The 6,591-nt window shown below is 61.0% G+C and carries 7 protein-coding genes and 1 tRNA gene; 4 read left to right on the top strand and 4 right to left on the bottom strand.

Translation table 11 applies throughout. The features are described 5' to 3' along the window. From RSB01_RS12805 to RSB01_RS12815, 3 genes are all read left to right on the top strand, one after another. Nucleotides 1-367, top strand: a 367-nt coding sequence (locus tag RSB01_RS12805; protein WP_332625603.1) for an endonuclease/exonuclease/phosphatase family protein, incomplete at its 5' end; no start/stop codon positions are given. 3 nt (nt 368-370) lie between these two features. Then, the gene (locus tag RSB01_RS12810) at nt 371-934 is read left to right on the top strand and encodes a hypothetical protein (protein WP_332591573.1); all 564 of its coding nucleotides are present in this window, start codon (nt 371-373) and stop codon (nt 932-934) included. A 75-nt stretch (nt 935-1,009) separates the two neighbouring features. Beyond that, nucleotides 1,010-1,933: a cobalamin biosynthesis protein CbiG gene (locus RSB01_RS12815; protein WP_332591572.1), complete on the top strand. Its 924-nt coding sequence runs from the start codon at nt 1,010-1,012 to the stop codon at nt 1,931-1,933. 50 nt (nt 1,934-1,983) lie between these two features. Here the strand turns inward: RSB01_RS12815 and RSB01_RS12820 are convergent, their stop codons facing one another. Together RSB01_RS12820 and RSB01_RS12825 are read right to left on the bottom strand one after the other, a co-directional pair. Then, the gene (locus RSB01_RS12820; RefSeq protein ID WP_332591571.1) at nt 1,984-2,904 is read right to left on the bottom strand and encodes an enoyl-CoA hydratase-related protein; all 921 of its coding nucleotides are present in this window, start codon (nt 2,902-2,904) and stop codon (nt 1,984-1,986) included. A gap of 32 nt (nt 2,905-2,936) precedes the next feature. Next, nucleotides 2,937-3,452, bottom strand: a complete 516-nt coding sequence (locus tag RSB01_RS12825; protein ID WP_332591570.1) for a hypothetical protein — start codon at nt 3,450-3,452, stop codon at nt 2,937-2,939. 93 nt (nt 3,453-3,545) lie between these two features. On the opposite strand from RSB01_RS12825, the gene RSB01_RS12830 reads away from it, so the two are divergent. Next, nucleotides 3,546-5,408, top strand: coding sequence for a patatin-like phospholipase family protein (locus RSB01_RS12830; RefSeq protein ID WP_332620143.1), 1,863 nt, complete (start codon nt 3,546-3,548; stop codon nt 5,406-5,408). 77 nt (nt 5,409-5,485) lie between these two features. On the opposite strand, the gene RSB01_RS12835 is transcribed toward RSB01_RS12830, so the two are convergent. Together RSB01_RS12835 and RSB01_RS12840 are read right to left on the bottom strand one after the other, a co-directional pair. Next, a tRNA-His gene (locus RSB01_RS12835) sits at nt 5,486-5,562 on the bottom strand. Between the two features lie 94 nt (nt 5,563-5,656). Further along, a complete protein-coding gene (locus tag RSB01_RS12840; RefSeq protein WP_332620141.1) occupies nt 5,657-6,442 on the bottom strand; it encodes a M48 family metallopeptidase in 786 nt (261 codons plus the stop codon). Between the last annotated feature and the right edge of the window lie 149 nt (nt 6,443-6,591).

Below are 6,591 nucleotides of genomic sequence, written 5' to 3' on the forward strand. Positions count from 1 at the left end.
TGAGGAACCGCTGGCACTGTGCGGGGACTATAACTGCATCCTGATGCCGGAAGATGCCGCCAAGCCGGAAGCCTGGGTCAATGATGCCCTGTTCCAGCCCGAAACCCGCGCGGCTATGAACGGCCTTAAATGGCTGGGCTTCAGCGACGCTCACGAACTGGGCAAGGAACCCAAGGGCACCTACACCTTCTGGGACTATCAGGCAGGGGCGTGGCAGCGGAACAATGGTATCCGCATCGATTACGCCCTACTCTCTGCACAAGCCGCCGACCGGTTCCGCGGGATTGAAACCCACCGCGACGCTCGCGATATGGAAAAGCCTAGCGACCACGTTCCTGTGGTCGTGGATCTTGATCTGGAGGGATAAGCCATGGAGGAGACGTTCAGGGCCATATTGCTGGTCGCCCTGATCGCCGCCTTTGCGACCACGACCTTCCTGTTTTTATCGTGGTGGATGGAATCCGAGCGGCGACTGCGCAGAGCTATGAAATCTGCCCTTTCAAGGGGGCCGGATATGCATGCCATCGCCCCTTCCGAAGGCAAGGCTGCCGGGCTTGATCTGGAGAACAAACAACTGGCCGTCCTGTGGGATCGCGGGGCGATCGGTCTGGTATTCGACTTCGAGGAAATCGAAGGCGCAGAGGTCATCGTCGATGGCCATGTGGTCGGACGTGTCCGCCGCCATCTGGGCCGCAAGGATCTGGAGGTTCTGGTCGAGGATGCCGAAAGCGTCATCCTGCGCCTGATGTTCCGTGACCCGCACTGCCCCGAGTTCGAAGTCAGTCTTTGGCGGGCCAACTGGTCCGCACCCTTACCCGATACCGCCCCCGCGGGGCAGATGGTGTCTGGCCCACGCCAGACAGGGTCAGCTAATGAAGGGCTACGTTTAGCCCGTCGCTGGTTGGCCCATATTCAAGCGGCGGCAACGGCATAACTGCCCTTCCCGCGCCATAACGCGCCACTAGAAATAGTGGCAACACTTCAACGACTATTATCAATGGAGCCCAAAGTGGCCCGATTGTTCGACTCTTACATCATCGCCAAATGGACCGCCGCCGAAGGTAAAAAGCTCGGCGACCAGACCCTGTGGATCGGCGTAGCCAAGCGCGATGTGCGCTTCCGTCTCTATACCGAGACCCACAATGTCGCCACGCGCGCAGAGGGCGAGGCCCTGCTGGAAACCCTGCTGACCGAACACCGCAAGCGCGGCGACCGCGTGATGCTGGGCCTTGATTTCGATTTCGGCTTCCCTGCCGGTACCTCGGCCCTGCTCAAGCTGGAAGGTCGCCCGTGGGAAGCTATGGGCAAGTTCCTGTCGGCCAATATTGTCGACAAGGCTGACAATACCAATAACCGCTATCAGGTCGCCGCCAAGATGAACCGCCTGATGACGGACCAGCCGTGGCCGTTCTGGGGCGCGCCTGCCTCGCAGGCCCAGCGCTGGTTGACCTCGACCAAGCCGCCCGAGGGTGTGGCCGACGATATTCCCGAATTCCGTCTGACCGAAGAAGCCGGCCTCAAGAAAAAGCTGCCCGCCAAGAGCGTGTGGCAGATGCACGGTGCCGGTGCCATCGGTGGCCTGACACTGGTGGGCGTGCCCATGCTGCGCCGCCTGATGGACAAGCTGGGCACCTCGGCGGCGATCTGGCCGTTCGGTACCGGCTGGCGCGAACTGGGCGAGGATGACCTTGCCCCGCTATCGACCCTGGTGGTCGAGGTCCTGCCTGCCATGTTCAAGGCGACCCGTCTGGAAAACGCTGACGGCGTAAAGGAATACAAGACCCAGTCCGAAGTCCGCACCGCCGCCGAAGCCTTTGCCGTGATGGACGACGAGGGCAAGCTTCAAAAAGCCTTTGCCCCTCCGGCCAAGGCCTCGGCCAAGACCATCGACAAGGTCGAAAACGAAGAAGGCTGGATCCTCGGGATCAGCTAATAAAAAAGGGGGCCGGTTGGCCCCCTTTTCCATATCTGCATGCAACAGGCTTATTCGGCCCAGTAGGGCGAACGCTTGTCGAGGAAGGCCTTCACGCCCTCCTGCCCTTCCTTGGACACACGCGCCCGCGCAATACGTTTGGCGGTGTCTTCCAGAAGGCGGCTGTCGATGTCCTGACCCACGACGTCATTCACCAGACGCTTGGCATCGCCCATCGCACCCGGCGCATTGGCGCTGAGGCTGTCGACCATCATCGAGATGAACTCGTCCATGTGTTCGGACGGCACGACCATGTCGATCAGACCGGCATGGGCGGCATAGTCGGCGTCAAAGATATTGGCTGTCAGGAACAACTGGCGGGCGCGACGCGCACCGATAGCCTCGATGACGTAAGGCGCGATGGTTGCCGGAATAAGACCCAGCTTCACTTCCGAGAAAGCAAAGCGGGCATCTTCCACGGCCACAGCCATGTCGCAGGCGGCCACAAGGCCAGCACCGCCGCCCATGGCTGCACCCTCGACCAGCGCCACCGTCAGGGCTGGAACCTCGTGCAGCGCCTTGAGCATCTTGGCCAGACCCATGGCGTCTTCACGGTTCTCGCTTTCGGTCCAGCCCGCTGCATCGCGCATCCAGCCCAGATCTGCACCCGCACAGAAGGTACCGCCCGCGCCACGGATAAAGACCACGCGCACATGGTCGGCCCCGTGCAGGGTCTCGAAGGCCTCATAGAGGCCCGCAATCACCTCGGGATTGAAGGCGTTCTTCTTGTGCGGGCGGTTGATGGTGATGAACACCACACCCGACGGCAGGCTTTCGATCAGCACCAGATCGGTATCGGCATCCGGCGCGGCTTCGGCCACCAGAGGGTGAACCATGCGATTGATCTCGGCGGCCTCGGCATCGGTGATGTCGAAGGCGTTCAGATCTTCTTCGCTGGGAAGATCGTTAGACGGATCGTGGGGGTCTGACATGAATCAAGTCCGTTAAATCTGGATTTGCCCCATTAGACAGGATCGCAGCGCAGGGCGCGAATGGTTTTACCACCCGTTTCCATACGCAGGTTGATGCCCGCCACCGGCGACAGGCGCCATGTCTGGGCCAGAACCTCGGTGCCGTCCGAAGACTCGTTTTCCATCACCACCCGCACCGTCAGATCATCAATGATCTCGATGGCCTGAAGCGTGGAGGTGTCCTCATAGCCTTTGACCTCGTTTGCGGTGATCATGAAACGCGTACCGCTCTCGCCAGCCCCGCAGCCGTTCTCGTTATAATCCCAGTTGCCACGAAAGGCCGCCGGGAACGCCGCAACTGCGGGTCCGCCCGCCGCCGCCTCTTCGGCAGCCGAAACCGGAGCCGAAGCCTCTTGGCCGGATGTCGCCACGGCGGCCACGTCGGCACCATGGCTCTGGGCCAGTTCCGGTGCTTGTGCCGCGCTCGCATCGGGGTCGCCCTGACCACAGGCCGATACCAGCCCTGCGGCCATGATGACGGCCACAGACCGCAACAGATCGATTTTCATAAATCATCCCACAACAATGTTCGCTTCAGATAAAAGGTCTAGGCTGACTTCGGGTTGCCGAAAACCCGCGAATTAGAAAAGGTTTTTACGCCTGTGACGTCAACCGGATCACATTTCGAAGCCGCCACGACACCGGATACGCTGGACGTCACACTGGCGCGCATTCTGGCTGACAATCTTGATCCAAGGGCCAGTTGGTTTGCTCTGACCGAAGGCGACCGCCTGTTCTCCGAAGGCGATCCGGCCGATACCTTCTATGTGCTGCAATCAGGTCGTCTGGGTGTTTTTACGCCGCGTGAAGGCCAGCCGCCCGAATTTATCGGCGTCGTCCACCCCGGCACCCCTGTCGGTGAAATGGCTATGCTGGCCGACACCACCCACACCTCCAATGTCGTGGCCCTGCGTGACAGTGAAATCATCGCCCTGCCCCGCGAGGCCTTCTTCGAGATTATCCGCCACTACCCCGATCTGATGGCCGATGTGGCACGGGTTATGATCCGCCGCGCCCGCCAGAAAGGGGCCAATGATGCCCCCACAGTTTTCGGCTTTGTATCGGCCCGCAACCAGCCGATCCGCTCGTTCGTCGAAGCCGTTCACACGGCTGTAGAGGCACAGGGCTATCGCGCCCTCATCATCGACCGCGATGCCATGACCCGCGCCGTGGACTGGTTTGCCCGCGTCGAGGACAGTCACGATTTCGTACTTTATGTCGCCGAGGCCGGTGATCCCTTATGGGCCAATCTGTGCGCCCGTCAGGTGGACCGTCTTTTCATTGTCGGCGATCCCGACAACAGCCCGCCGCCCGATCCCGCGCGTCGCAATGGCGACAGCGAACTGGTCCATCAACTAACCGACCTGATCCTTCTGTCGGAACAGCCGCTTTCCGTCCGCTCAACCTGCCAGCCATGGCTCAGAGAGATGAAACCCGGCCGCTGGTTCCACTGTGTCGAGAACGAGCCCGCCGACGCCGAACGTATTGGCCGCGTTCTGACAGGGGCGTCTGTCGGTCTGGTCCTGTCAGGCGGTGGCGCACGGGCCTATGCCCATATCGGCGTCCTCAGAACACTCAAAGCGGCCAATATTCCTGTCGATTTCATCGGTGGCTCGTCCATGGGCGCACTGATCGGTGCCGGTCCTGCCCTCGGCTGGACACAGGAACAGGTCGAGAAACACATCAAGGACGTTTTCGTCCATAGCGACCCTCTGTCCGATATCGCCCTGCCGCTGATTGCTCTAACGCGGGCAGGCAAGCTGTCGCGGCTTTTGAACACGACCTTTGGTGATGATAGCATCGAGGACATGGCCCTGCCCTTTTTTGCCGTCTCGGCCAATCTGACGACCGGACAGGTGGAAGTGCACCGCGAGGGGCTTCTAAGGCATGCCCTGAGGGCGACAGTGGCCATTCCCGGCCTCATCCCGCCCTTTGTTCATAATGGACAGGTGCTGGTGGACGGGGCGGTGCTGAGGAACTTCCCCAGCGATATCATGCGCCGCTATAATCGCGGTCCTATGATCGGCAGCGATGTTTCGCAAACACGCGGGGTCAATGCCGAGCAGTTGGAAAACCCGCCCTCGTGGTGGCGCTGGATCATGTCCGGCGCTTGGAAACAGGGGCCGCCGATCGTCTCCATCCTGATGCGCTCCGCCACCTTGTCCACCAGTGCCGAACTGGCCGAGGCGCGGGCCGAAACCGATGTCCTGATCCTACCCCGGCCCGAAGGCGTCGATATCCGCGAATGGAAAGCCTTCGAGGCGGGTGTGCTGTCCGGCCAGAGAGCCGCAGAGACGGCTCTGGCAGATCTGGACAGGCCGATAGCCGATCTGCGCCGGCCCGTGCCCAAACCGTTTACACCTGCGGCAGAAGCTCCAACGGGTGTCGCAGCCCCGACGCCGATCCGTTCGGCACTGGCGCGCCTGTTGCCACAGCGCAAACCCCAACAGGCTTTGGAAGAATAGGCTCAAACGCAAAAGGACCGGATGTGGCAAGCCAGCATCCGGTCCCTTGATCGCATCACCGCCCTGAAGCGGTGGAATGGTACAGCCTCTCAGGTTTGAACTGAGGACCTCCGGCTCCACAAACCGGCGCTCTAACCAACTGAGCTAAGGCTGCACATCGCTGCAAGGCGGTTTCTCTAGCGAGCCCCAGCGTTTGATTCAAGAGAACTTTTCATCAAACGCATCTATTTCTTTGTTATCGCTGCAATTCAGTAGCCGCGCTCGGCAATATAGGCCTCCAGAGCCGCAATACGGGTCTGGTCCGACGGGTGGGTCGACGCAAACTCCGGCTGCCCTGCCCGATTCTGTGCTGCAGCCATCAATTGCCACAGCGCGATAGATTCGCTGGCCCGATAGCCTGCGCGCACCATGTAGTCTACGCCAAGGCGATCCGCTTCCAGTTCGTGCTTGCGCGAAAAGGGCAACAGGATGCCCAGTTGCGCACCAATACCACCCAAACCACCTACAGCCTGCGCATAGTCCCCTGCCCCGCTCTGTATGGCTCCTAGAGCCAACTGGGTCAGGCTGCTGGTGCTGCTGCGCTCTGCGGCGTGACGGCCGACCACGTGGGCGATCTCGTGGCCAATAACGGTTGCCAGCTGGTCGTCATTGCGCACCAGACGAAGCAGGCCTGTCGTGACGCCCATATGTCCCGATGGCAGCACGAAGGCATTTGGCGTCGCATCATCGAACACTGCATAGGTCCAGTTGCGATTCTGTAAACCCGCCGCCTGCACCAACCGGTCGCCGACACGGCGCACGCGCTCGTTCATGGCGCGGTCATTGGAAACCTTCTGGGTCTGCAGCGCCTGATTCCATGCGGACTGCGACGCCTGAATAAGCGCGCTGTCATCCATGATCACCAGCTGGTTACGCCCCAGAGTGTCGTTATAGGCGCAACCGGCCAACACAACGGCACCCGCAAGTGCAGACAGAGCGATCCGCTTACGGTGCGGACGGACAGGTATCGGGCGCGGTATCGAAACATGCGTCATCAGAGAAGCTCCTGCACAGGCTGTTCAGCCAGATCATATTCCAACGCCCCGAACCCTCCTCGGTGCCCGCTCCGCATTTGCCACAAACAAAAAGCGCCCCGGGCGAACCCGGAGCGCTCTAACTTTTTGGGTCTCGTTCGATCCCGGCT

It is taken from the genome of Brevundimonas sp. (genome assembly GCF_036659295.1).
Lineage (GTDB): Bacteria > Pseudomonadota > Alphaproteobacteria > Caulobacterales > Caulobacteraceae > Brevundimonas.